The organism is uncultured Odoribacter sp. (assembly GCF_937966165.1).
GTDB lineage: Bacteria > Bacteroidota > Bacteroidia > Bacteroidales > Marinifilaceae > Culturomica.
Genome location: NZ_CALCLB010000016.1, coordinates 222976 through 247163 on the forward strand (window position 1 = coordinate 222976; position 24188 = coordinate 247163).

Here is a 24188-nt window from a genome sequence, read left to right on the forward strand (position 1 = left end):
ATTCCGGACTTTTTGTATACCTTGTTGATCTAAACTTTTACACTGAAAGATAAAAGGTTTAATAATTTATTCTGGATTTAGAGATTATTTCCGAACTACCGGAGAGGGGTACTAAAGTAAATCCCCATTTATAATCCTGATTGGCCGGAATATTGTAACCGGCTTCCGGGCGGGCTCCCCAACTACTATACCCGGCAACTCCCTGCTGTTTCATGTCTACACATACTTCAACGTAATTGCGGGGTTTTATGTCGTTAATATGGTGCATTCTTCTCAGTTTATTTTTAGCCAGTTCCGGATTGTGGTTTGCCACCTCTTCCGGAGTGAAATTGGACCATTGGTAATCGTGAGGAAGTGCTTCTTCCGAGTCAAAATCTTCAATTGCGTTCCTCAGGGCATTAAATCCGATTGTACTGTCAGCTTTGATCAATAGCCCCTTTCCATCAGTTGCCGTTAATGCCAGCCAGCGGGTATCGGTATGATGACCGTTTTCCTGGGGACGCACGTAAGGATAATAAAGTTCTTCGGCTGTGGATTGATAGAGTCCTACTAAGGTGCCTGCATTCCGGTCCAGGTAATTTTCTTCCGGACCGCGTCCGAAATATTGTATCTGGTTGAACAGGACCGGTAAGCGGAACCGTACTCCGATACGGGGTACTTCCAATTTGGATGTCAGTTCACGGGCCGCTTTTACTTCCGGGCTGAAGGTAGCCGTACGGGTAGCTTCTGAAATCTCTGTAGGAGCTTCTTCCATAGAGGTGGACGTAAATTCTGCGTTCACTTTTACAACTCCGTCGGGGAAAATTTTATAGTGAACGATATATAAATTTCCGGCAGCTAAAAGATAGGTAGCTTTAATAACGGCAGCATTTCCTTCTTCGGAAATAGTAGCATCCGTCACATGGAAATTTTTACTGGATTGTTTCCACACTTGTAAACGGGTAGGTGCCCCGTTACCATAATCGTTATCCGTAGGAGCCCGCCAGAAGTTTGGCTGGATTCCGAAGCCTTCAGGAAAATATTCCGTTCCTTTGAAACGATAGGAAGTTACTAGTCCATTCTGCTTGTTAAACACAAAATTTACCTGAGGAGATGTTGCAATCAGATTATTTCCTTCAGTTACCGTTTTTAGTTTAGGACCTCCTTTAGGTGCGTAATGTAAGGCTTTTAAAGGATTCGGAAGTTGGAATTGTTCTTGTGCTATCAGACTGCCGGCCGGAATGCCCGGCTCTGCATTCCGGTTATATACATAAAAATTAAGATAATATTCCATTCCCTTGGCTGCTCTCAATGCAAGAGGAATGTTTACTCTTTCCGTCTGTTGCGGGGCCAATTTTAGAGAAAGTTCTTTTTCAGAGATTTTTTTGCCATTTGCCGTCACCGTATATTTAATTCTATACGGTGAAAGATCAGTGAAATAAAAACGGTTTGTAATATCCACCGGAAAACTTTTCAATGTGGATGTTGTCTCTCCGGAGGAGAGCGCATTTGCCGGTGTGGAAAAAGCAATATTTTGGTGTACATATTTCACTTCGGCCATTGCCGGATGCGGATCCCGGTCCGGATTGACAATACCATTGATCAGGAAATTTCCGTCACTGGGGGCATTTTTCCCGAAGTCCCCGCCATAAGCCCAGTAACCGCCGTCTTTATTCACCCAGATACCTTGGTCTACCCAGTCCCAGATAAAACCTCCCTGTAAGTTCGGGTATTTGTAAATAGCTTGCCATTGGTCCCAAAGGTTTCCGGAAGAATTTCCCATAGCATGGGAATATTCTGAGGGAACGACCGGGCGGTCACTGCCGTTTTGCCCGATGTGTTCCAACCATTTGGCACCGGGATACTGAGGCACATACATGTCTGTATTCCACTCCCACAGAGCACGTTCGTAACATACAGGCCGATTCATACCGTCTTTTTCCCGGTCTTTTATCCACAGATAAGTCTGATAAAAATTATATCCGTTTCCAGCTTCATTTCCGAGCGACCAAATGGTGACACTGGGAAAATTTTTGTTTCGTTCATACATATTGATCGTCCGGTCCATGTGGGCTTTCAGCCATTCCGGATTATTACCCAAAGTTCCTCCCTTGCGTAAATCGTAATACATCCCGTGGGATTCTATATTTGCTTCGTCGTATACATATAAACCATATTCGTCACATAGTTCGTAAAAACGGCGGCTTTGCGGATAGTGACAAAGACGGACAGCGTTCAGGTTATTTTGTTTCATCAGTTCAAAATCCTTCCGCATCAATTCTTCGGTTACATAATGGCCGGTAAGGGGGTCGTGTTCGTGTATATTGACTCCTTTTAATTTAATGGGTTGTCCGTTTACCATCAATACCGTATAAGGACGTCCGTTAACGTCTTTTTCTGCAATTTCACGGATTTCAAATTTCCGGAATCCGACTTTAAAGGGGACGACTTCAAGAGTCTCTCCTTCTTTTTGCAGGATCATCAATAATTGATAAAGCCGGGGATTTTCGGAAGTCCAGGTATCTACGTGGGGTAAAGTCTTTTGGAAATCCACTGTTTTGACACTTCCAGCTTCTACATTTATGTTTTTAGAGGAAGAAGCAACAGTTTTTCCCTTACTGTCCAATAATTCGTAAAGAGCTGTTAGTTGTGCGGGCTGGGAACTGCTGTTACGTAAATCCATGCTCAAAGCAAATATTCCGTCTTTATATTGTCCGTCTAGGGTAGAAATGACCCGAAAGTCTTGGAGGGCCGTTTTAGGTTGTGACCAAAGATAAATATCCCTTTCGATCCCGCTGATCCGCCAAAAATCCTGACATTCGAGGTAAGAGCCGGTACTCCAGCGGTAGATTTTCAGGGTCAGGACGTTTTTACCGGCTTGAACATAAGGGTTAATGCGGAATTCTGCCGTATTTTTTGAATCTTCACTATAACCTACTTCCTGTCCGTTAATATAAACGTATACACCGGATTTGGCGCCGTCGATGTTCAGGAAAATATCTCTGTTCATCCAGTCGGCAGGGATTTCAATATCCCGGCGGTATACTCCGACGGGATTGGCTTCCGGTAAAGTCGGAGGCTGTGGTTTACGGGGTTTGAATTCGTATCCGTGATTCGTGTAAATAGCTACTCCATATCCTTGTACTTCCCAGTTCCCCGGTACCTGGATATCATGCCAGCGGTCTGTAGAAAGTGACGGATCCGTAATGTTTTCCGGAAGATCTTTGTAAGAATCAACGAAATAGAATTTCCATGTTCCGTTTAGCAGTTTGTAAAACTTGCTGGAAGAGTAATCTGATTTCAGGGCATTTTCACGGCTCTCATAAGTCATAAAAGAAGAGCGGGGATATTCTTTATTGACGGCTACCGTCTGAACATCTTGCCAGTAAGGTTTGTTTTGGGCTGTCGTTTGCTGTACGCAAAAGGCACATACGATAAAAAATAGGATTTTTTTCATGAAATTGATCGGTTGATTATAATAACATTTAATTTTGACAACACTTTTGGATTGCTTACGCCTCTGTCCTGAACCCCGTAAAATAATCAGCTGTCTCCCTGCGAGATGACAGAGACGAAGATAGTGAAATATTTTACAAAGTAAAAAACTTTAAAAAAAAGAATTCCGCTTATTTTTGCAGATTGAAAAAGTGGAAAGCCGGAAATTAATTATTTAGATCGATTATGGGAAACAAAGAAGAAAAGCTATTTATGCGGGAATTTTTCCGGAAAGCCGGTAAAGCAATATACGATTATCAGATGATGGAGGAGGGAGAGAAGATATTGGTGGGGGTTTCGGGAGGAAAGGATTCTTTGGCTTTGCTGGAAGTACTGGCCTTGAGGGCCAGGGATCCGAAAAACAATTACACTGTCGTCGCTGCCCATATTGCCGTTGAAAATGTTGTTTATGAAACGGATCACACTTATATACGGGAATTATGCGATCACTTGGGGGTAGAATTGGTGGTAAGGACTGTAAATACCGAGGTAAAAGAAAATTCCGGGAAACCGGCTTGTTTTGTGTGTTCCTGGAACAGGCGGAAAGCTTTATTTGAAATCGCAAAGGAATTAGGGTGTAAAAAACTGGCATTGGGACATCATCGGGATGATGCCGTAGAGAGTTTGCTGATGAGTATGATGTTTAACGGGACGATAGCCAGTATGCCTCCCCGATTGACTATGTTTAACGGTACCTTTACTTTGATTCGTCCTTTTATTTATATCACCAACGAAGAAACGGCCCGCTATGCCGTTTACCGGAATTTTCGGAAACAAAAAAAGTGTTGTCCTCATGAGCATGCTACAAACCGGGATACTGTGCGGCGCCTGCTTCAGGAACTGGAAACTTTTTCTCCTTGTGTACGGAATAATTTATTTGCAGCTATGAAAAATATACAACAGGAGTATTTGCCTTGAGCGGAGGGCTCAGTTGGAGTATAACAGTTCCGGGATTTGGTCCATCTGAGAGATTATTTTTGCCGTTTCAGCCAGCCGGCCGGAGCTATTATGTCCCCCTGTATATAAGAGTACATCAAATCCCAGAGCCTTTGCAACTTCCGCATCGTGAATGGTATCCCCTATCATCAGGGTTTCTGCAGGGCAAAGGTGATATTTATCAACCATCTGTTTCCCCCGTTCGACTTTTCCGGAGGCGTATATATTGTCTGAACCGCATACCTGGTAAAAAAAATCCTGAATATGGAAATCGGTTACCATCTGTTTCAACAGATCTTCCCGTAAAGCAGACAGAATATATTGTTTTATCCCCAAATGCTGAATTTGACGCAATGTATCCGTAACTCCCGGATTCAGGCAAATTCCCTTGGCACAGAGATCATAAGTCTCTACAAAATCTACTGAAATTTCGTGTAAACTTTCTTGTTGAAGGTCAAATCCTACTTTACGGTAAAAATCTTCTACAGGAAAACCAAATACGTCCCGGTAGGTGGCTAAGCTGAGGGTTGGAAGTCCTCTTTTTTCGAGCATGCGGTTCAGGGTATTAACCCCTGTATTTACATCATTTAATAAGGTTCCGTTCCAATCCCAGACTACATTTTTATATTTTTTCATTTTTGCCCAGATATCTGATTATTTCGTTGTGTTAGCGCTTCACTTTCCATTCAGCCTTTACAGGCATATCCTATTTATAAAAAGCCTCGACTCCCGGCCAATCCAGTTTTCGCTTTGCGATTTCTTCGGGATAAATCATATATATGACTTCCGCTTCGGTAGCCAGTTCTCCTGCCGCATTAAATAATTCCACATGAGCTGTGACGAAGCGTTTTTCTGTTTTTACAGTTTTTGCCCTTAACGTAATTTCGCCTTTGTTTGTATATACCGGTTTCCGGTATTTTATCTCCATCCCGGTTGTAACTCCTGCTGTTTTGGCGTAAGAGAATATGGCCCAGCTTGCGATTTCATCGATCAGTGTAGCTTGTATTCCTCCGTGTAAGACGTGAAAGAAACCCTGATAATTTTCAGAAGGCATCCAACGACAGCTAATGTAGTCTCCCTCATCGACAAATTTGCATTTTAGTCCGTAAGGGTTTGTGGGAGAGCATCCAAAACAGTTATATCCTTCTAAGTCTGCATAAGCATTATACATTTCACGCTTTTTCATAATTTCACGCTTTATTTCAGCGGATAAAATTAATATATTTCTGAAAAATAAGAAATATCTCCCTAAGGATGGCCTTGGGAGAGAAAGATTGATATTTTCTGTGGAAATCGGTTTAAATTCTGCTGATTAACGGAACGGAAATGCCTGATTTAGAGAGGGCATTGCAGGTTCGTTAATCAGCGATTTGTCAGATAAGTAGGGATCAGGCAGGAATGCTGTTCATTCAGAAGTGTCTTCCGGAAAGGTATGTTCGGAAAAAATAATTCCGGTCTTTTCCGTAATTTATGCTAAATTCGAAGCGATCAAGTCAGCGCATGCCTGCATTTCCGCTTTGGAGAAATCCTTTTTCGGATTGGAAAAATTCAAATCATTCCCATTTTGGAGGGGTACTAAATGAATGTGGGCATGAGGCACATCCAATCCTAATACTGCTATGCCGATCCGCTGACAGGGAACACTTTTTTGAATGGCTTTTGCTACTTTTTTTGCAAAAACCATCATTTCCGCTAATTCCTCGTCCTTCAAGTCAAAAATATAGTCTTCTTCCCGTTTGGGAACAACTAGAGTATGTCCTTTTTGCAATGGAGCAATATCCAGGAAAGCATAAAATTTTTCAGATTCGGCTACTTTATAAGAGGGAATTTCTCCCTGGATTATTTTGGTGAAAATAGAGGCCATCTTTTTTATTTTTTGAATCGGTCATTTTATTGTCTAAGATATTCTTTCCCTTTTTGAACTAGAGGGTAATATCTAAAATTTCAAATTCCATTTCTCCGGCCGGAACTTTTACGGTGACTTTATCGCCTATCTTTTTACCAACTAAAGCCTGGGCTATAGGAGTATGTATAGACAATTTACCGGCTTTAAAATCCGCCTCTGTCTCGGACACTAACGTATAAGCCATTGTTACTCCTGTTTTGATATTCTTTATGGTGACTTTATTCAGCATTTGTACTTTAGAAGTATCCAATTGGGATTCGTCAATAACCCGGCAACTGGCAATTGTATCCTGTAATTGAGCTATTTTGGCTTCTAACAGGCCCTGAGCATCTTTAGCTGCATCGTATTCCGCATTTTCTGAGATATCACCTTTTTCAATGGCTTCTCCAATAGCTTTGGATATTTTAGCTCTTTCCACATTTTGGAGTCTGTCAAGCTCGTCCTGGAGCTTTTTTAAACCCTCTTTCGTTACGTAAGATACTTTTCCACTCATAATATATAATTTAGGCTCTAGTTAATACATAAAAAAAATAAATGACACTTATCCTCCAATAAGTGCCTTTTATCTAAAAAAGAATTCCTATAATTGGGAATCCTCACCTCCGATACAAAAATATAAATTTCTCCGGAATAAAAAAAATTTTTTAGTTTTTTTATTCAAACGTTTTCAGTCTCTTTCTTTTCCCGTGTAAAAATAAGGTAAACAACAGATATAGTTTTGATTAGAATTAAGAAATAAATTCTTTTCAGAATAAACGTATAATCTTACAATTATATTTCTATCAATAAGTTATGCGACTGAATAACGTCCGTTTATTTTATGTAAAAACCGCTGGGAGAAATGGATAAAATATTCATTCGAAACGAATTGATAATGAATTAAAAAAAAACAACTTTATTGAGTAAAAGCGAAGTAATTTTTTTTTATTTTTGACCAAAATAAACGACGTTTTGTGTGTGAAGCAAAGTCGGTTTTACCTCTTATAATTTGCAGTTTCCCATGGAAAAGGATGAAAATAATTTAACTTTCTGTCCTAAAAAGGCTGAAGCGGAAAAATTTTATAACCGGGGCAGTTATGAGATGGCATTCCGGCTTTATTTGGAATTAGCTGAAACGAAAGATCCTTCCGTCTTTTTTATGTTGGGAAATATGTATCATTACGGTCTGGGTACATCGGTAAATTTTGAAAAGGCTTTGGTTTATTATAAGATGGCGGCAGAAAAAAAAGAAATGAGGGCCCGTTGCTGTTTGGCTTTAATGTACTATAGAGGAGAAGGGGTAAAAAAGGATCTGCTTATCGCAAAGCGTTTACTGGATGCGGATGCTGAAGTCGATATCCGTTCTTTGTAAAGTTGAGAACTGTTAGGGAGAGGATAACGAGGGATTTTCTTCAAGTGAAATAAAAATCTCTGTCGTTTCCGGATCAATGAAATAATTCTCCTGATTTGTTTCCGGATCAATTTCACTGCTGAATGAAACCGGAATCCCGGGTGAAATCTTTTACCGGAACTGGAGTTTCATTCAGCAGCGAAACATTTATTTGCTTTTAAACGGAACTGACGATCCGTAAGCTGAAAAAGTAAATTTTTAGATTAGCCTTTCTTATGTTTGTTTCTTTTTATAATTTATACTGAAGTAGTTGGCTGATTGTGTCGTAATAATCCCGTTCTACCGTCAGGTAATTTTCCTGACTGTCGTATAAAGTGGTTATTTCTGCAAAATAATCGATCATTGAAATTTGTCCGGCTGCAAGTGCTTTGTTTAGAAGTTCAACACTGTGTTGTCCGGACAGAATTGTCGCGTATTCTTTACAGGAAATGTCCAATGCTAAGGCCTTTTCATAAAGTTGTTGCAGGCCCGATTTCAGGTTTTGGGTATTGTCTTCTAAAAGGGCACTGGAATATTCGAATTGGGCTTTGGCTTTCCGGACGGTATTTTTGTTTTCGAAGAGGGGGATAGAAAGACCGATGACAAAACCGTTTAAGGTCTCATCACTGCCTCCGTTTCTTCGGTAACCCAAATCGAATTTAGGAAGTGACTGGGCCCGGCTCAGGCGAATTTCCCGTCCTGCAATTTCAGCTTGGCCGGTTAAATTTTTTAAATTCGGATCAATGGCCAGGTATTCAGCTTCTAGCTGCGGATAAGCAGGTAAAAGCCAGTTGGGATAGGTGGTATCCTGAAATTCAAGCGGCAGACCTCCGTTTAGGATCTGGAGCTGTTCGAGTTTGGCTTTTAAAGCAGTTTTATTGAGACGGGAACTGTTTTGGATGTTCAAAAGTTCCAAACGGATCTTGTTAATATCCAATTGATTTGCATCTCCTTCTTCCAGACGCTTTTGATATAAACCGGATAATCTTTGTACATTCTCTACTCTTTCATTCAGTAATTTTTGTTGTTTCCGTAAATAGATAATTTCCAGACAGGTTTGTTGAGCTGTGAGTAAAATTTGTTGGCGTCCTGTTGCATACTGTAAATCGTAAGTAGCTGATTTTAAGTGAGCCAGTTTATTTTTATGTGCATATACACTCGGAAAATCAAAAGATTGTACGACAGCCATCTCATTGATATTACCCTTTGTATTTTTATCTCCCCACAATTGATTGAATTCAATGGTCGGGTTAGCTAAATATTTTCCTGTATTAGCTTCCAGTTTCTGAGCCTCCATCAGATGACTTCCCGCCTTCAGGGTTTTATTGTTGAGGGCAATGCTTTCCAGTATCTGATTCAGATCTGATTGCGCACATACCGGATAAATATTCAGAACAAGTAACATACCTCCGTATAAATACTTTTTCATATAATTTCTTTTCATAATTGATAATTTTTGTGTTAATGAGACATTTTGCCCGAAAGGTTTCTTTTCCTGTTTGATTATTTTTGTATATTTTTAACTCTTGCTTCTTTCCCTTTTTTGATAAGCGAAGAATTGAAGTGAAATATACTGAATGCCGGTTTTAAGCAGGTTCTGTTGTAGGACCGGACCCCTGCCGGATAAATATCAAAAGAAGGAAGATGTCTTCATTTTTATAGTTTTAATCCATGTTTTTCTCTGTTTTTCTCCCTGTTTTATTCCCGGACGATTTCTTTTTTCCGGTTTAATAGCTGGTACACGACCGGTATAACAAAGCCATTCAGTAGGGTGGAACTGAGAAGTCCGCCTAAGATCACCTGTGCCATCGGACTTTGTATTTCATTGCCCGGTAAATTCCCTCCTACGGCAAGGGGAATCAGGGCGAGGGCAGAAGTCAGAGCCGTCATGAGGATCGGATTTAAACGGTCCAGGGACCCTTGAAGGATGCTTTCTTTTAGGGATAAACCTTCTGAACGTAACTGATTATAATGGGATACCAATAATATTCCATTCCGGGTTGCTATACCGAATAAAGAGATAAAACCGATAATAGCCGGAATACTGATGACCCCGGAAGTGATCCAGATACTGATAATCCCTCCGATGATAGCTAGCGGTAAATTCAGCATGATGATACCGGATAGAGAGAGATTCCGGAATTCATGGTACAGAATAAGGAAAATAATCAATAAAGAGATTAAAGAGGTTAGAAAGAGGATACGGGAAGCTGCCTGTTCGCTTTCAAACTGACCTCCGTATTCGATATGATATCCTTCCGGAAGGATTATCTTTTCTCCGATTTCTTTTTGAATATCATTGACGACACCTTTTAAATCCCTGCCGGCCACGTTGGCTGATACGACAATTTTCCGCTGTACATTTTCCCGGCTGATCGTATTGGGACCACTCAGCGGCAGGATTTCAGCTACATAGTGAAGGGGAATATTTTTGCCATTGGCATTCAGCATCAGATTTCCGATTGCTTCCATATTCTCCCGGTTGACATCGTTGATTTTAACCGTTAGATCGAATACTTTCCCCCCTTCATTGACTTGGGAGACAACTTGTCCGGAAAGAGCTACATTGATGAACTCCGAAAACTGCGGCAGTGTGATACCGTATTTTGCCAATATGTCCCGTTTGGGCGTGATTTGCAGCTGAGGACGTTCAATTTGTTGTTCCACATTTAAGTCGGCAACCCCGTCAATATTTTGAATCGCTTGTTTTATTTGAGTACCGATATTGAATAATTTATTCAGATCGTTCCCGAATAATTTAATGGCAATATTAGCTTTTGTTCCGGATAGCATGGCATCGATCCGGTGGGAAATCGGTTGTCCGATTTCTACATTTACTCCTTTCAATGTCCCCAGTTGCTGCCGCACATCTGCCAGAAACTCGTCCCGGTTTCTTTTATCCAGGACAAAAGGGGCTTCAATTTCGGAAACATTCACTCCTAAAGCATGTTCATCCAGTTCGGCTCTTCCTGTTTTCCGGGCAACGGTCTGAATTTCCGGGATATCCATCAATATTTTTTCAGTTATTGCTCCCATGCGGTCTGATTCTTCCAGTGAGATGCCCGGCATTGTACTGATATTGATCGTGAGAGAACCTTCGTTGAACGGCGGTAAGAAGCTCCGCCCCAGGCCCAACATAACGATCAGTGAAAAAATAAATAAGCCCCCTGTAATTCCCAGAATCGTTTTTTTGTGGGTTAGTGCTTTGGATAAGGCACTTTTGTACCCTTTTTTGAGTATACGGGATACATAAGGTTCCTTTTCGCTTTTTTTCAACGCTTTTTTGGTGGTCAGCATATAGCTGCTCATTACCGGAGTCAGGGTTAAAGCAACGATTGTGGAGGCAAAAAGAGCTACGATAAAAGCAATACCCAGTGGGATTAGCATACGTCCTTCCATGCCTGAAAGGAAGAAGAGCGGTAAGAAACAAGCAATGATAATGAGAGTCGAATTGAGTATCGGCATCCGTACTTCTTTGGAAGCTTCGAAAACAACTTCCAGTGTTGCCTTCCGTTGTTCCGCGGGAAGTAGGTGGTTTTCCCGTAGCCGTTTATAGACGTTTTCTACATCTACGATGGCATCGTCTACAAGCGATCCGATGGCAATAGCCAGTCCCCCCAGGCTCATCGTGTTAATGGTTAGTCCCAGAGCGTGCAATACGAGTATGGCAACCAGTAAAGATAGGGGCAGGGCCACCAGCGAGATAATGGTTGTCCGGAAGTTCATCAGGAAAAAGAACAGGACGATAATGACGAATATGGCTCCTTCAAATAGGGCTTTCTGTATATTATCGATGGAACTGCTGATAAAACGGGATTGACGGAAAATGTCGGTAGAAATATGTACATCTGCAGGTAGTGTCTTTTGCAGTTCCTGTAAAGATAGGTCTAATTTATCGGTCAATTCCAGGGTATTGGTAGAAGGTTGTTTCGTGACGGTTACCAATACGGCAGGTTTCCCTTTTTCAGAAGCTACTCCCAGTTTCGGCGTTTTAGCACCGATTTGTACGGTAGCTATGTCTGAAATGAGAATGGGTACATCGTTGACCGTTTTGACAACGGCTTTGCCCAATTCTTCCAAATGAGTTGTGGCCAGTATCCCCTGAATAATGTATTCGTTTCCATATTCGTATAGGATGCCTCCTGTCGAATTCTGGTTCATATTTTCAAGCACAGGCAGGATTTCATCCAGGGCGATGTTGTAGTGTTTCATACGGGCAGGATCAAGCAAAATTTGATATTCTTTGATATCTCCTCCGATTACTGCCACCTGAGCAACTCCTCCTGTGGAAAGGAGGCGGGGACGGATGGTCCAGTCCGCAATGGTCCGCAAGTCTTGAAGAGAGGTGGAATCGGCTGTCAGACTGATAATCATCATCTCTCCCAGAATGGAAGATTGGGGGCCCAGGGTGGGTTGGCCGACATTGGAAGGCAGGGCGTCTCCCAGAGTAGCTAATTTTTCGGATACAATTTGCCGGGCCGTATAGATATTTGTACCCCAGTCAAATTCCACCCATACTACCGAGAACCCTGTGGTAGAGGAGGAGCGGACACGACGGACGTCCGTAGCTCCGTTTACAGCTGTTTCTACCGGGAAAGTTACCAGACGTTCGACTTCTTCAGGTGCCATTCCCTGGGCTTCTGTCATAACTACTACTGTAGGGGCATTCAAATCCGGAAATACGTCTACTTCCATACGGGAAGCGGTATAGCTCCCCCAGAGAAGAAGCGTTACGGCTGCGATAATAATCAGTAGCCGGTTGTGTAAAGAATATTGTATGATTTTATTCAGCATAATTCATTCGATAAAAAGTATAGGTATAAAAATGAGATCGGTTTTCCGCTTTAAAAAGAGTTTTTCTCCGTTAATGTTCATGACTGTGGCCGTGGGGAATCGTTCCGGAAGCGGATGCCATCTTTACCTGATAAGCTCCTTTGGTCACTACTCTTTCTCCCGGATGCAGGCCTTTTAAAATCTGCACTTGTTTCCCATCGTTCATTCCCAAACTGACTTCCTGCTTGCGATAGCCTTCTTCGTCCAGTTGCACGTAGACGTAAAACAAACCCATTTCATTGGTCAGGGCGGAAAGCGGTAGGGTAATTGCATCCTCTATGGGAGCCGAAATGAGGTAGATTTCGGCGAACGAACCGGGAATGACTTCTCCTTTGTTATCAAATTCAAAGCTGACGGGGATATGGAAGGCATCATTGGCAGAAGCTTTACCGATGGAAAGTAATTTCCCGTTTAAATCGGATAAAACATATACTTTGTTATCGTAAGGCGTTTTAAAATTAGCACTCCGGATGCTGTTTAACCTGTTGTAGTATTTTTCGGATACTTCAGCTTTTAAAATCAGTTTTTTATTTTGGGATACGGTGGCAAGGGGTTGTCCTATAGTGATATACTCTCCTTCTTTCACCAGAATATTTTTCAAATGTCCGTTTAGAGGAGAGGTAACTCCTATACCATTGACCGTTTGTTTATCGGAAATGGCTTCGAAAGCAATTTTTGCATTTTCGTAATCCAGGCGACTTGCTTCATATTCCCGTTGGGATATAATTTTGTCTTTTACCAAAGACCGGGCCCGTTCGTATTCGGATTTTGCTTTTTCATAGTTGGCTTTTACCTTCGAATAATAATCTCCTTCTCCCAAATGTTTGGAAGAAATGTGGAAAAGGGTTTGATTTTTATTTACAGCGGTTCCTTCTGTGATTTTGCGATTGTATGTAACAATACCGTTTGCTGTGGCTACGATTACGGATTCATCTCCCGGGGCCGGCAGGATCTGGCCGCTGGTTTTGATTACGCCGTGAAAGGTGGCCGGTTGTATTTCTTTCACTTCAAATTCCGTTTTTGCAGCCTGGGCTTTTGTGAAAATGATTTCGTCCGCATGCTTGTCCTTGTCTGAAAGGTTGTGGTCGTGATCGTGTTCTTCCCCTTCTGCTTCATGGTCGTGATCTTCCGCTTCATGATCGTGGCGTGCGTGCTCTTCTGCACTTTCTTGCCGGTGATCTTTTGCGGAATGGGGGGTATGGTTCTTACAGCCGTATAAAAATAAGGATAAGGAAATAAGGAAAAATAAAATTGTTCTCATATTCAATAATGTTAAGTAAATAGATCGGTAATAAACATCCTTCCGCCTGTATTCGGACGGACGGAGATTCGGCCAAGGCCGGATCAGGATTTACTTAACAAACGGGAGGGGCCCGGCTGGTTTTTGAGGAAGTAAAAAAGAGCAGAGGCAGGACTTCGTCGGGAGCTTCCGGAAAAGGACAGACTTCTGTTTTAAAAATACTCAGATAAATATTTTCAGCTATAATTCCCCAAATATGGAAAGAAGGCAGACTGTTCCCTTCGTCCATTTGCTGGCGGGAAGATTCTGTCGGTTGTGTTTGTAATAATTGTGTGACGCAACCTGCATTATGGGTATGCGGAACGGAAGAGCTTCTCTCTTCCGTATGTGCTGAAATATTACAATGCTGTGTGCTGAAACAGATAAAATTATCGTGATGGTGGTGAGGGAAAACAACGAATACCAGCAGAATGGAGCAAGCCAGATAAAGGGGTAATATGTTGGTTAATTTTTTCCTCATGTCTTCCAAAGAATATGCAAATATAACTAATCCTGGAATATATGCAAAGGTTTCCATTTGAAATCAATGTTACAGAGCCTGAAGGCTTTGTAACAGTTTGCCGTTTTACTGGGGTGAATGACAGTCTAAAAAACCCTGAATCATCATTTCGGCAGTAGCGGGGTTGGTTGCTATGGGGATGTTGTGTACATCGCAAACCCGCATTAGCATTTGTACATCCGGTTCGTGCGGGTGTTTTCCCAGGGGATCACGGAAAAAGATTACCATCTGTACTTTGTGCTCTGCTACCAGGGCAGCAATCTGCGCGTCTCCTCCCAGAGGGCCGGATAATAGCCTTTCTACTTCTAAACCTGCGTCCTGGGCGTGCTTACCGGTTGTTCCGGTGGCTACGATTTCCGTTCCTACAGATTTCAGAAAATCCATATGCCTGTTCAGGAAAGCGACCATTTCTGCTTTTTTCCCATCGTGGGCAATAACAGCAATTTTCATAATTCGAATAAGTTTTATGGTTTATAAATCAGGAAACGAAAGTACGAAAAAAATCAGTATAGTAAAACGGTTGACAAGAAAACAAACTGTAGATAAAGGGAAAATATAAGCTTACATACCGTGCTTAATGCCTTTTCTGATGAGGAACCGGTTTACCGGAAAGGAGGTCAGAAAACCGGCGCACATGGCAATTTGCATCATAAACCAGTATTCAAAAGTAGTTTTCTGAAAAGGAGCGGCTGAAAAAATGCCGAACATGACGATTGCCATCCAGCCGTACATTCCGGCTTGCCAGGCCGTCAAAGAAAGAAAATCAGCTTTTAGGGCTTTTTGTATGGTTTGTTTTACAGAGAGAGGTTCCATGGAACGGATAGCAGCGTATTGGAAAAATATGCCGAAGAAAAGAGCGAGTATATAATCGAGTACCCATTGCCCGGCCAGTGTACTTCCTCCTATAAAAATAGGGATAAAAAAAGTGAATCCTTCTCCGACAAGATCAGCCAGTGTACAACCGGCTCCGCAATGGAGAGTAGAAAGCGTAACCTGTTGCCAGTCCGGATGTGAATGATCCGGCATCTGCATCGGAGTCGTTCCGGCTTGACTATCTGTATGCCTGTTGCTTTTCATCGGGCCGTCCATCTGCATTACAGCTTGAGTCCTGCCTAAACGATAATAAGCCCAAAGTACCAGCCAGCTTCCCCAAAGCCCGGAGAGAGGCCATACGGCTTCCATAATTTTCATCGGTTGCCTGTGCTTCCGGATGTCAAGATAAATAATAAGGGCTATAATGATACCGGAAATAACAAAAAACAGAGAAATGAGTTTGAATAGTATCATCTTTTTTGTTTTTGTAACGGGATCGGAAGGAAAAAGTTCGGGAGAAAAACTTTGTGAAGGGCGCTGAGAGGATAAATACGGACAAAAAACGAGCGTCCGGAAAAACGGCATGGAATAAAGGTATTTTGTAACCTGGCTTCTCTTGGGAAGCATCGGTTCCTGACTCCAATAACAGTTTTCCCGGACGCTGCTTTTTAGCTTTTCTATAAAATTTAAAGTGTTTTCTTCACTTCTACTTCTTCATAAGCTTCAACCATATCACCGATCCGGAGGTCGTTGTAGTTCGCAATATTCAGGCCGCATTCAAAACCTTTGGAGACTTCTTTTACGTCGTCTTTAAAGCGTTTTAGAGAACCTAATTCGCCGGAATAGACAACAATTCCATCCCGGATTACCCGTATTTTAGAAGAACGGGAAATCTTGCCTTCCCGGACGACACAGCCCGCAATGGTACCGACTTTCGAAATTTTGAATGTTTCCAGTACTTCCACCGTAGCTACGATCTCTTCTTTAATTTCCGGAGATAACATACCTTCCATGGCTGCTTTTATCTCTTCTATAGCGGTGTAAATAATAGAATACAGGCGGATATCGATCTGCTCTTTTTCTGCCAGTTTACGGGCTCCCATAGAAGGACGTACCTGGAAACCGACGATAATAGCATTGGAAGCTGCTGCCAGCATGACGTCGCCTTCTGAAATCTGACCTACAGCTTTGTGTATGACGTTTACCTGGATTTCATCCGTAGAAAGCTTAATCAACGAATCGGATAAAGCTTCAATTGAACCGTCTACATCGCCTTTGACAATGATATTGAGTTCCTGGAAGTTTCCGATGGCAATGCGTCTTCCGATTTCATCCAATGTAATGTGTTTCTGGGTCCTTAAACCTTGTTCCCGTTGTAATTGTTCCCGTTTATTGGCCAGCAAACGGGCTTCTTTTTCGTTGCTCATTACATTGAATTTATCGCCTGCCTGAGGAGCTCCGTTTAATCCCAGAATCAGGGCAGGCTCAGAAGGCCCGGCTTTTTCCAGTTTTATACCCCTTTCATTGAACATGGCTTTCACGTGTCCGTAATACTGACCCGCTAAAACGACATCTCCCACTTTTAAAGTACCGGATTGTACCAGTACAGTGGCGACATATCCTCTTCCTTTATCCAGGGAAGACTCAATAATAGAGCCGATAGCCTTTTTATGCGGATTGGCTTTCAGGTCCAGCAATTCTGCTTCAAGTAACACTTTTTCCAACAATTCGTCTATGTGTAATCCTTTTTTAGCTGCAATTTCCTGACATTGGTATTTTCCTCCCCATTCTTCTACCAGATAATTCATATTGGCGAGTTCTTCCCGGATTTTATCGGGATTTGCTCCGGGTTTATCGATTTTATTGATGGCAAAAACAATCGGTACACCGGCTGCGCTGGCATGGTTGATTGCTTCTATCGTCTGCGGCATGACATTATCGTCTGCAGCAATGATGATGATCGCAATGTCCGTTACCTGTGCACCGCGGGCTCGCATGGCGGTAAAGGCTTCATGTCCGGGAGTATCCAGGAAAGTTACGGCCCGTCCATCCGCCAGTTTTACATTGTATGCCCCGATATGTTGGGTGATCCCTCCTGCTTCTCCGGCGATGACGTTTGTATTACGAATGTGGTCCAGTAAAGAAGTCTTTCCATGGTCCACATGTCCCATTACAGTAACAATAGGCGGACGGGGCAACAAATTCTCTTCCGAATCGGTCTCATCTTCTATGGCTTCCTGAATATCCACGCTTACAAATTCCACTGAAAATCCGAATTCATCTGCTACTAAATTGATGGTTTCGGCGTCCAGACGTTGATTGATGGAAACAAAGAGCCCTAAACTCATACAAGCTGAAATAATATCCGTTACCGGAGTATTCATCATGGTCGCCAATTCTGCAACTGTGACAAATTCGGTCAATTTCAGGATATTTTTCTCTTTCTCTTCCTGTTCTATCTCCGCTTGCATTTTTTGTTGTACGGCATCCCGTTTGTCCCGACGGTGTTTAGATGTCGTGGACTTCCCTTTATTTCCCAGGCGGGCGAAAGTATCCTTTATTTGTTTTTCAACATCTTCATCTGTTATCTCAGACTTTTCCTGTTTCCGCTTCTTCAGCTTTTTCAGTTTTTTCTTATTTTCTTCAATTTTAGCATTTTTGTCTACAGGAGCGACTTGTACTTTTTCCTCCGGACGGTGTATTCTTTTCCGCTTTTTCCGTACATCCGATTCATCTTCTACGGTATCTTTCGGTTCGGTATCGTTGTTTTCTTTTACAGGTAAAGCAGGCCGGTTATTTTTTCTGAATTCTTTCCGGTCTCTTTCTTTTTCCTGTTTGCTTTTCTTTGGCGGACGGGTACGTTGATTGATGGAATCCAGGTCAATAGAACCCACCACTTTTACATCCTTTACGGCCGGCTGGACAATTTTAAATGTTTTTTCCGTTTCTTTTTTTTCTTCCTGGGCGGCAGGAGGAGTGAGTATCTCTGCCTTCTTTACAGGTTCTTCCGGAAGTTTGGATTGCGGAAGAGGGGTTTGTTTTTCTTCTTCCACTTCTTTTACTTTTTCTTTTTCCTTTATGGGTTGGGGTTGAGCCTGAGGTTGTACTTCTTTAACCGCTTTATTGGGATGATTCAGGTCAATACGGTCAATGACCTTGATATTAATGTTATTTTCCAGTTTAACTTCGTCTTTTACAGAAATAAATTCGTCCTCCTCATTTTTTTCCTGTATGTTTCCCATATTGTCTATCGACACGGTTTCTTTCTTCTTTCTGGTATTTTTTAAATCCACCATAGTGGATTCTTTTTTTACCTCACTATCAGAAGAAAATTCTTTGGCCACCAGGGCGTAATCTTCTTCAGAGAGTTTGGCGTTGGGGTCAGAAGAGATCTTAATCCCTTTTTGATGCAGGAATTCTACAATGGTAGAAAGTCCTACGTTAAATTCTCTGGCTATTTTACTTAATCTTACTGGCATATAGAGATTTTAATTTTTACAGTTTGTTGCTTTCCGGTTTATTCAAATTCTGCTTTTAAGATGCTCAAAACTTCCCGGATCGTTTCAATTTCGAGATCTGTTCTCTTTTCAAGTTCTGTTTCACTTAATTCAAGAACACTTTTTGCCGTATCGCATCCTACCCGTTTTAATTCGTCTATGATCCACGGTTCGATTTCGTCTTCGAATTCATCCAGATTTACATCTTCTTCTGTCTCCGATGCAGCGAATTCTCTATAGACATCAATTTCATACCCTGTTAACTGACTGGCTAATTTGATATTTAAACCGCCTTTACCAATAGCAAGGGATACTTCTTCGGGATTCAGGTATACGTTTGCCTTTTTATTTTTCTCATCAATTTCAATATTCTTAATCTTAGCCGGATTCAGTGCCCGGGTGATATAGAGCTGAATATTATTGGTATAATTGATGACATCTATATTTTCATTGCGTAATTCCCGGACAATCCCATGAATGCGGGAGCCTTTCATTCCAACGCAAGCTCCTACCGGGTCAATCCGGTCGTCATAGGATTCCACAGCTACTTTTGCCCTTTCTCCGGGAGCCCTTACTACATTTTTAATAGTGATAAGTCCGTCGAAAATTTCAGGTACTTCGTTTTCAAACAATCTTTCCAGAAAAACCGGAGAAGTCCTCGAAAGAATAATATAAGGATTGGCATTTCTCATTTCTACCCGGATGACCACGGCTTTAATGGTATCTCCTTTCTTGAAAAAATCTGTCGGAATCTGTTCCTGTTTCGGAAGTATCAGTTCATTGCCTTCGTCGTCTAATACCAACATTTCCTTTTTCCATACCTGATATACTTCTCCTAAAATAATCTGACCTACCCGGTCTTTATAATTGTTGTAAACATTGTCTTTTTCCAATTCCAGAATCCGGGCGGATAAATTCTGACGTAAAGCCAATACGGAACGCCTCCCGAAATCCTTCAATTTTACTTCATCCGTCACTTCTTCTCCAATTTCGTAATCTGCGTCGATTTTTTTAGCTTCACTTAAAGCAATTTCTGTGTTGGGGTTCTGTAAATTACTGTCTTCGACTACGGTTCTGTTTCTCCAGATTTCTAAATCCCCTTTATCAATATTGATGATGATATCAAAGTTTTCGTCCGTGCCATATCTTTTCAAAAGCATATTCCTGAAAATATCTTCCAGTACGCTCATCAATGTTGCCCTATCGATATTTTTGAATTCTTTAAATTCAGCAAATGATTCAACTAAATTAATATTTTCCATTTGAACTTTTCAGTTTTATATTTTTACCTAATTTCTTTATCATCTTAAAAGCTTACAATATCTTTTATTTCCTTAATGTCCTCTGTCTGAATTTGTTTTTTTACTTTTACGGTTTCCTTTTTCTTTTTGCCTTCTATAGAACGCTTTTCTTCACATTCCAGTATAATTTCCGAGGGCGTATAAGATTGCAATATTCCTTCTATACGGGAAGAATCTGTCAATTTTACGCTTACCTTTTTGCCAATGTTCTTTATATATTGGCCCGGCACTTTGAATGGATAACCGATTCCTGCGCTGGATACAGTCAATTCAAAATCTTCTTCTTCCCGGTTTAAACAAGTTTCCAATTCCCGGCTTATTCGGCTACAGGTACTGATGTCTACCCCTTGGGGAGAATCAATAAACAGTTCTATCACATTGTTTTTCGAGAGGTGGAGATCTACGAAAAATAAATCCGTTCCTTCCAGTAAATTTTCTACAATATTTTTAATTTCTTCTGCCGTTTTCATGTTTCCTTTCCTTTATGGCCGATGCACACGGGTCCGAATAAGTTCATAAGAAAAGGGGACGCCTTCGTCCCCTCCCTTAGTATTACTAATTCGGTCACAAAGATAATACTAAATATTGAAAAACAAAATATTAACTCCCTAAAAAAGGATTTTTGTGATACTATTTTTTGAAAAAGCTCAAAAGTAAGAAAATAGAAACCGGTAGAAACGTTTTAAATGGAAAGTGGAACATGATTATTTTTTCTTTTGGAACAGGAAAACAGTTGATTGTTTTTGAATTTTACTTTCTTGAATTTTTCTTGAATTCCTTTTTGCTTCGGAAGAATTTTGGCAGGAGATGGCCTTTTATTAATGATTGTTTTAAGAAGATCGGAAAAAAAGATAAATTATTGAAAAATAATTCATTATAGTTGGAGGGTTCAGATAAAAAAGAAACATATTTGTAATAAACTTATTGAGTTACGAATAAAATTTGTAAGTTTGCCGAAATTTTAATTTTATGGAATTTAAAGCAAAAGATATTGCGGTTTTACTGAATGGTGTTGTGGAAGGAAATCCGGAAGTAACGGTGAATAATGTTTCAAAAATTGAAGAAGGGAAACCGCATACATTGGCTTTTTTAGCTAATCCGAAATACGAACATTTTATATATACGACAGAAGCGTCTGTCGTTTTAGTTAACCGGGATTTTATACCGGTAAAGCCTCTATCCTGTACATTGATTCGGGTGGATTCGGCTTATGACGCGATAGCTATATTGTTAAAAATGTATGAGAATATGCGTCCGCAGCCGGTTGGAATTGAACAGCCTTCATATATTTCTGAAAACGCCGTTATAGGAGAGAAACCTTATATCGGCGCTTTTGCATATATAGGGAAAAATGTAAAAATCGGAAACAATGTCAGGATTTATCCCCATGTCTATATCGGAGATGGCGTAAGTATCGGGGACAATACGGTTTTATACATGGGAGTAAAGGTCTATTACGGTTGTATTATCGGTAGAAATTGCACTATTCATGCCGGGAGTGTTATCGGAGCTGACGGATTTGGATTTGCACCTTCGACGGATGGTTACCATAAGATTTCTCAAATTGGAAATGTCGTCATTGAGGATAATGTAGAGATTGGGGCGAACGTGTGTATCGACCGGGCTACGATGGGGTCTACCCGGATTAAGACGGGCGTAAAGCTCGATAACCTGATTCAGATAGCACACAATGTTATTGTCGGGGAAAATACGGTGATTGCTGCGCAAACCGGAATAGCCGGGACGGCGAAAGTCGGCAGTAATTGTATGTTGGGAGGACAAGTCGGAATAGCCGGGCATCTGGAGGTTGGAAATGGAGTGCGGGTAGCAGCGCAGACTGGTATTATCAGTTCTGTAACTGACGGAGTAGTCATTATGGGGGCGCCGGCTTTTGAGGCAGGCAGGTATCAGAAATGTTACGTTCTGTTCAAAAAATTACCTGAATTGTATGGACAACTACGGGAGATGGAAAAAGATATTCAAACATTAAAGTCAAAACAATAATGTCAGTAAAGCAAAATACATTAAAAGCAGCATTTTCTTTAAGGGGAAAAGGTTTGCATACCGGAAGAGAGGTATGTGTTACATTTAAACCGGCTGGGGAAAATTGTGGTTACAGGATCATCAGAACAGATTTGGAGGGGAGACCGGTGATACCAGCCTTAGCAGCCTATGTGCAGTTTGTGGACCGGGCTAGTTGCCTTGAAAAAGAAGGCGTGAAGATTTTCACAATGGAACATGCCATGGCAGCTCTTTATGGTTGTGGAGTAGATAATTGTGATATAGAAGTAGATGGAGAAGAATTTCCCATATTGGACGGAAGTTCCCGTTTTTATGTGGAATCTATTGAAAAGGTGGGCTTGCAGGAGCAGGAAGCAGACCGCCGCTATTTCGAGGTAACTGAAAAGATGGAATTTGCTTGTGAAGCTACTCAAAGTAAGATCACTTTATTGCCGGATTCGACATACAGTATAAATTTGGTGGTAGCTTATGATTCGCCTTATCTGTCCATGCAATATGCTACTTATGATTCTCATACAGATTTTGTAAAGGAGATTGCACCTTGCCGTACCTTTGTTTTTTTACGGGAAGTGGAAGCTCTTTTTGCCAATAATCTGATAAAGGGAGGAGATTTGCAGAATGCTATCGTAATTGTCGATAAAGAAATTTCCGAGGAAGAAGTCAGACGCCTTTCTGCTCAGTTCGGGTACGAGGGGATTGAAGTAAAGCAGGGCATACTGAATAATCTGGATTTGTATTTTGATAATGAGCCAGCTCGTCATAAATTGTTGGATGTGATCGGAGATTTGGCTTTGTGTAGACGTTTTATAAAGGGAAAGATTATAGCAGAACGTCCGGGACATAAAGTAAATGCCGCTATGGCGCAGAAAATTTATAAAGCGGTAATGAATGCTGAAAAAGAAGATGCTTATCCGGCAGATGTGGATATTATGGCAGAGCCTTTAATGGATATTAATAAGATCCGTACTTTATTACCGCATCGTCCTCCTTTTCTGTTGATTGATAAAATTTATAAGGTAACTCATAATATGGTGGTAGGGTGTAAAAATGTTACCATGAATGAACCTTTTTTTGTCGGACATTTCCCGGAGGAACCGGTTATGCCGGGGGTACTTATCGTCGAAGCGATGTCTCAGTGCGGAGGCATCCTGGTATTGAATCAGGTGCCCGATCCTGAAAATTATTCTACTTATTTTATGAAAATAGACGGAGTTAAATTCCGGAAAAAAGTGGTACCCGGAGATACTCTTGTATTTAAATTAATCACATTGGCACCGGTAAAACGGGGAATTGTGACAATGAAAGGATATGCTTATGTGGGGAAAAAATTGGTTTGTGAAGGAGAATTTATGGCTCAGGTCGCAAAAACCAAGAACTAATATTATATTTGCAGGCTAAAGTAATAAATAGCAGACTAAATAGTAATCATTAAATAATAAACGAATGAAACAACCGTTAGCTTACGTTCATCCGGAAGCTCAGATTGCAGACAATGTGGTGATTGAACCTTTTGTGACTATAGATAAGAATGTTGTAATCGAAGAGGGTACACGTATCGGTTCGAATGTTACAATTCTGGAAGGAGCCCATATCGGTAAGAATTGTAAAATATTTCCGGGAGCTGTGATCGCAGCTGTCCCCCAAGATTTAAAATTCAGAGGAGAAAAATCCATTGTACGTATAGGTGATAACACCACTATCAGGGAATGTGTGACCGTGAACCGGGGTACTGCTGCCAAAGGTATTACCCAGGTTGGGAATAATTGCCTGATTATGGCTTATGCACATATTGCTCATGATTGTACTATAGGCGATAATTGTATTATTACAAATGCCTGTCAATTGGCAGGAGAAGTGGTCATAGACGAATATGCTATTTTGGGAGGAATGACAGCTGTACATCAGTTTGTGCATATCGGAAAGCATGTTATGATACAGGGAGGATCGCTTATTGGAAAAGATGTGCCGCCTTATGTCAAAGCCGGACGTCTGCCTTTGTCGTATGCCGGCGTTAACTCTATCGGATTGCGCCGCCGGGAGTTTACAAATGAAAAAATCAATGAAATTCAGGATATTTACCGTATTCTTTATCAATCCGGTCTGAATAATTCCGATGCTGTAGAGAGAATTGAAGCGGAAATGCCTGCTTCCAAAGAAAGGGATGAAATTATCATGTTTGTACGAAATAGCAAACGGGGAATTATGAAAGGATATCTCGGATAGAAAAAAAAGCATTTA

The 24188-nt window shown here is 41.2% G+C and carries 19 protein-coding genes; 5 read left to right on the forward strand and 14 right to left on the reverse strand.

Going from position 1 to position 24188, the window contains the following annotated elements; translation table 11 throughout:
• Positions 1-58 precede the first annotated feature (58 nt).
• Positions 59-3436, reverse strand: a complete 3378-nt coding sequence (locus Q0465_RS07625) for a glycoside hydrolase family 2 TIM barrel-domain containing protein (RefSeq protein ID WP_298614680.1) — start codon at positions 3434-3436, stop codon at positions 59-61.
• Positions 3437-3660: 224 nt separating this feature from the next.
• Here Q0465_RS07625 and Q0465_RS07630 point away from each other — a divergent pair, with 224 nt between their 5' ends.
• Entirely contained in the window at positions 3661-4392 is a 732-nt protein-coding gene (locus tag Q0465_RS07630) for an ATP-binding protein (RefSeq protein WP_298614682.1), read from the forward strand.
• A gap of 9 nt (positions 4393-4401) precedes the next feature.
• On the opposite strand, the gene Q0465_RS07635 is transcribed toward Q0465_RS07630, so the two are convergent.
• From Q0465_RS07635 to greA, 4 genes are all read right to left on the reverse strand, one after another.
• Positions 4402-5046, reverse strand: coding sequence for an HAD family hydrolase (locus Q0465_RS07635; protein WP_298614684.1), 645 nt, complete (start codon positions 5044-5046; stop codon positions 4402-4404).
• A 70-nt stretch (positions 5047-5116) separates the two neighbouring features.
• On the reverse strand, positions 5117-5596 hold the full coding sequence (locus Q0465_RS07640; RefSeq protein WP_298614686.1) for a PaaI family thioesterase: 480 nt from the start codon (positions 5594-5596) through the stop codon (positions 5117-5119).
• A 282-nt stretch (positions 5597-5878) separates the two neighbouring features.
• Positions 5879-6274: an HIT family protein gene (locus Q0465_RS07645; RefSeq protein ID WP_298614688.1), complete on the reverse strand. Its 396-nt coding sequence runs from the start codon at positions 6272-6274 to the stop codon at positions 5879-5881.
• A gap of 58 nt (positions 6275-6332) precedes the next feature.
• A complete protein-coding gene (gene greA, locus Q0465_RS07650) occupies positions 6333-6809 on the reverse strand; it encodes a transcription elongation factor GreA (RefSeq protein WP_298614690.1) in 477 nt (158 codons plus the stop codon).
• Between the two features lie 507 nt (positions 6810-7316).
• Here greA and Q0465_RS07655 point away from each other — a divergent pair.
• The gene (locus Q0465_RS07655; RefSeq protein WP_298614692.1) at positions 7317-7667 is read left to right on the forward strand and encodes a tetratricopeptide repeat protein; all 351 of its coding nucleotides are present in this window, start codon (positions 7317-7319) and stop codon (positions 7665-7667) included.
• Between the two features lie 268 nt (positions 7668-7935).
• On the opposite strand, the gene Q0465_RS07660 is transcribed toward Q0465_RS07655, so the two are convergent.
• From Q0465_RS07660 to rimP, 9 genes are all read right to left on the reverse strand, one after another.
• Positions 7936-9114 (reverse strand): TolC family protein, encoded by a 1179-nt coding sequence (locus tag Q0465_RS07660; protein ID WP_298614694.1) that lies wholly within the window; start codon positions 9112-9114, stop codon positions 7936-7938.
• Positions 9115-9383: 269 nt separating this feature from the next.
• Positions 9384-12479 carry an efflux RND transporter permease subunit gene (locus Q0465_RS07665; RefSeq protein ID WP_298614696.1) on the reverse strand — a complete coding sequence of 1032 codons (3096 nt, stop codon included), beginning with the start codon at positions 12477-12479 and terminating at the stop codon, positions 9384-9386.
• Between the two features lie 70 nt (positions 12480-12549).
• The gene (locus Q0465_RS07670; protein WP_298614698.1) at positions 12550-13779 is read right to left on the reverse strand and encodes an efflux RND transporter periplasmic adaptor subunit; all 1230 of its coding nucleotides are present in this window, start codon (positions 13777-13779) and stop codon (positions 12550-12552) included.
• A 94-nt stretch (positions 13780-13873) separates the two neighbouring features.
• Positions 13874-14278, reverse strand: a complete 405-nt coding sequence (locus Q0465_RS07675) for a DUF6769 family protein (RefSeq protein ID WP_298614700.1) — start codon at positions 14276-14278, stop codon at positions 13874-13876.
• Positions 14279-14383: 105 nt separating this feature from the next.
• Complete coding sequence (locus Q0465_RS07680; protein ID WP_298614702.1) at positions 14384-14767, reverse strand: methylglyoxal synthase; 384 nt, start codon at positions 14765-14767, stop codon at positions 14384-14386.
• 111 nt (positions 14768-14878) lie between these two features.
• The gene (locus tag Q0465_RS07685) at positions 14879-15604 is read right to left on the reverse strand and encodes a DUF4396 domain-containing protein (protein WP_298614704.1); all 726 of its coding nucleotides are present in this window, start codon (positions 15602-15604) and stop codon (positions 14879-14881) included.
• A gap of 212 nt (positions 15605-15816) precedes the next feature.
• Positions 15817-18609 (reverse strand): translation initiation factor IF-2, encoded by a 2793-nt coding sequence (gene infB, locus Q0465_RS07690; protein WP_298614707.1) that lies wholly within the window; start codon positions 18607-18609, stop codon positions 15817-15819.
• A gap of 38 nt (positions 18610-18647) precedes the next feature.
• Entirely contained in the window at positions 18648-19889 is a 1242-nt protein-coding gene (nusA, locus tag Q0465_RS07695) for a transcription termination factor NusA (protein WP_298614710.1), read from the reverse strand.
• A gap of 44 nt (positions 19890-19933) precedes the next feature.
• Positions 19934-20398: a ribosome assembly cofactor RimP gene (gene rimP, locus Q0465_RS07700; protein ID WP_298614712.1), complete on the reverse strand. Its 465-nt coding sequence runs from the start codon at positions 20396-20398 to the stop codon at positions 19934-19936.
• Between the two features lie 499 nt (positions 20399-20897).
• Between rimP and lpxD the strand changes: the two genes are divergently transcribed.
• From lpxD to lpxA, 3 genes are all read left to right on the forward strand, one after another.
• On the forward strand, positions 20898-21932 hold the full coding sequence (lpxD, locus tag Q0465_RS07705; protein ID WP_298614714.1) for a UDP-3-O-(3-hydroxymyristoyl)glucosamine N-acyltransferase: 1035 nt from the start codon (positions 20898-20900) through the stop codon (positions 21930-21932).
• Positions 21932-23329, forward strand: coding sequence for a bifunctional UDP-3-O-[3-hydroxymyristoyl] N-acetylglucosamine deacetylase/3-hydroxyacyl-ACP dehydratase (locus Q0465_RS07710; RefSeq protein ID WP_298614716.1), 1398 nt, complete (start codon positions 21932-21934; stop codon positions 23327-23329). Before lpxD ends, Q0465_RS07710 begins: the two co-directional genes overlap by 1 nt.
• Before the next feature lie 64 nt (positions 23330-23393).
• Positions 23394-24173, forward strand: a complete 780-nt coding sequence (gene lpxA, locus Q0465_RS07715; RefSeq protein ID WP_298614718.1) for an acyl-ACP--UDP-N-acetylglucosamine O-acyltransferase — start codon at positions 23394-23396, stop codon at positions 24171-24173.
• Positions 24174-24188: the final 15 nt, after the last annotated feature.